The organism is Lysinibacillus sp. EB271-A1-10B (assembly GCF_058791335.1).
In genome coordinates, this window is the sequence record NZ_JBYTDL010000055.1 from 1 (window position 1) to 2,860 (window position 2,860).

The following is a 2,860-nucleotide window of genomic DNA, read 5'->3' on the forward strand; positions in this document are numbered from 1 at the left end:
AGATTTTTTTGTGAAATGAACAAAAAACCCCGAATAGGGTCACTTTTTAAAGTGTCCACTATTCGGGGTTCAGTTCAGAACGTGACTACTAACTCTTATTTGTTTAAAGCAACTTGCATCTCTTTTAGCGTATATGTAGCATGTTCGTTTGCTAAAATTTTTATTCGGTCAACATTTATAGCAACACCTAACGATTGTAATTCACTCATTAATGCTAATATCATAGATTGATTTTCTACTGCTGTTTTTAATGCGAGTTTCGTCACTTCTTCATTTGTAGCTGGCATTTACCTCACCTCCTGCCAATCAATCATAACCCAGGAAATGAAATATATGTAATAACTTTTTGCTCTCAAAACCACATCAAACTCTGCCCTCTCATCACATAAAGTTTTGGCTGTTTGATGCAGTTTTCAAAGCAAAAGAAAAAGCCTCCATCCTAAGATGAAAGCTTTGCTATTGAGGTAAATGTCGAGTTAGCTCACTTTTAGAACCGTGGTAGAGCTGCACCACGTTATATTTGTAAAGCGAATTGCGTTTTTATTTATAGTGCATTTCCGTGCACTTTGTTGCTGTAGTAAGTTTGACTAAAAGGAAATGGACGAAGTTCACATATAAACCACTCCTTCAGCAATTTTTAGCCTTTTATATTAATTAAGATACCTAATCTCTTAAAAAATATGGGCCGGCCGTGTATGTCTTGCCTCGAACAAGTTTATGAGGCGCAGGTCGGTCGTCGGTCTGTCTTTCCCTAATATTTAGGATTTCATAAATACCAAGGGAAGAAACATTAACCTGTCCGACCTCCCCTTCATTTTACACGTTAAATTTACACATACATATAGTGTAACGTTTGATACAAATGATACATTTGCGTCATTTGATACATTTAATAATGCTGATTCTTTATTCAATCTTATATTTCACTCTGAATAATCAGGAACATTAATCTCGAATTTCTCCAAGTAAGTTTTCGTACTATTATAAGCGGTAGCTATTATTTTCCCCATTTTCTCAGGAGAAATATTCCAATCGGTTGTATTAACTCCAGTTACATCTAAAAAAATTGTTCTAGACATATCAATATCATTTAGATATGTATAGTTTTTATATTCCCTTAGGGTTTTTATGAGGTGTTTTGTGAAATCATAGATGTTGTTAATTTCATTAACAACTGCTTCTTTTGTATGATAAAAAAGAATTTTATCTTCTGATTCTAATCGAAATCCAATAGTTTCATGATTAGGTTTATATTCAGTTTCTGTAATATTGTTAATGACTAGTTCAGTCTTTTTCTCATTTGCCAATTTATAGCTTTTTGGGACTTCAACATCTTGTACAGACCATAATTCGGTGTCTTCAATAAAACCCTCTTCATCAAAAAGTCTAATTGGGTAGTTCATTAAAACTCCCCCATCAACATAATAATTTCTTTCTTCATCCGTTTTTGCTGTAAAATAGAGTGGTATTGATGTCGAAATTTCAACAGCATCAATTAAACGAGTTTTCGGTGTAAGTTCGTGGCAATAAATTTTGTAAGAATGTGTTGATAAATTAGTACCTACAAAGTACATATCCTTAAAATTTTTTTCTTTTTGAACTTGTTTTATATCTTCAAAGGTTGAATTAACATTACCGGTTGCAAATTCTATTGCGTTCCCAATCCATTCTCTTACTACTTCACCTTTATTCCATCCATATTTGGTTAATAATCTGGAGACGTCAAATACATCAAGCACATCATTATCTTCTATGGTATGAAGGTCTTTACCTTTAATGAATTCTAGCATATCTTTAGATTTAATCCCTAATCCTACAATTAATGCTGTAATAGCTCCTGACGATGTCCCACCTACTCGTTGAATACTACTGATTACCTCTGATTTTTCTAATGCTTCCAATGCCCCAATATAAGCAATCCCTTTAACCCCCCCACCTTCAAATACAATATTCTTAAATCTGTTTTTCGACATACAATCACTCCTAAAATGTTGAGATAAGTGAAGTATGGTTTCATTCTAATAATTAATACATGCAGGATAAGGGCATTAGGCCTCCATCAACATTTGTTTAACTATACATTCTCTTGTGCGTATAATCGTTGTACTTGATAGTTTCATGTGCTTGCCAATAGCTCTCATGCTGTCGCCATCTAGAAGTCTATGAAGTACCTCACCCTCTCTATCACCTATAACGTAAGGAATGCGTTTTTGCACCTCTGCAATCTTTTGCTCGTATTCCTTAATTCGATAATTTAGCGAATAAACGCGACGTTGTACTTCTGTAAGTACAGGATCACTAGTTCCGCCACTAGCCTTTGGCAATGCAGCCTCAATACCGTACATTGCTGTTTTTGCCCCGATGTAACTACTATTATCGACCTTCGCCACTGGCTGTCTCGCTTCTTCAATGGTTTCAACCATCCATCGATAATTTTCAATCCACTAAAGTAAATTCTCTTTAGTTACTTTAATTTGCCCTTGTTTCATAGGTTTGCCCTCCTACGGTGTGGTATAATAATTTTGTTAAGCACCATCAAAGGGCATAAACCAATTCGAGCTGTAGCGTCTGCAAACGCTGCGGCTTTTTCTTTTCCAAATCTATCATTGTGCTGTAATTTGGTTAAAAAGGAAGTGGGTTTTAATATTACACTTTTTGAACATATGAATCGCATTTTCACTGGTTCTTGGGAAGCATTTATACAACAATATAAACCGTTTTGGATAGGTCTTATTGTCTTGTTCGCTCTTGTTTTTTTATTTTCAAAAAAATCTCGAACTTACTAATCGAGTAGGAGGGAGTGATTAGCTCCCGACCTCTCACACCACCGTACGTACGGATCCGTATACGGCGGTTCAAT

Annotated in this window: 3 protein-coding genes; all 3 read right to left on the reverse strand. The window is 35.1% G+C overall.

What is annotated here, in order from left to right; translation table 11 throughout:
• Window positions 1–95 precede the first annotated feature (95 nt).
• On the reverse strand, window positions 96–287 hold the full coding sequence (locus AC3WSK_RS26415) for a hypothetical protein (RefSeq protein WP_492414985.1): 192 nt from the start codon (window positions 285–287) through the stop codon (window positions 96–98).
• Between the two features lie 636 nt (window positions 288–923).
• Window positions 924–1,973: a patatin-like phospholipase family protein gene (locus AC3WSK_RS26420; protein WP_492414986.1), complete on the reverse strand. Its 1,050-nt coding sequence runs from the start codon at window positions 1,971–1,973 to the stop codon at window positions 924–926.
• 75 nt (window positions 1,974–2,048) lie between these two features.
• Window positions 2,049–2,423: a hypothetical protein gene (locus tag AC3WSK_RS26425; protein ID WP_492414987.1), complete on the reverse strand. Its 375-nt coding sequence runs from the start codon at window positions 2,421–2,423 to the stop codon at window positions 2,049–2,051.
• Window positions 2,424–2,860: the final 437 nt, after the last annotated feature.

What these genes read in the sequence shown, in the direction of transcription:
- AC3WSK_RS26420 (WP_492414986.1), bottom strand. Translation starts at nt 1,973, where the DNA reads ATGTCGAAAAACAGATTTAAGAATATTGTATTTGAAGGTGGGGGGGTT.
- AC3WSK_RS26425 (WP_492414987.1), bottom strand. Translation starts at nt 2,423, where the DNA reads ATGGTTGAAACCATTGAAGAAGCGAGACAGCCAGTGGCGAAGGTCGAT.
- AC3WSK_RS26415 (WP_492414985.1), bottom strand. Translation starts at nt 287, where the DNA reads ATGCCAGCTACAAATGAAGAAGTGACGAAACTCGCATTAAAAACAGCA.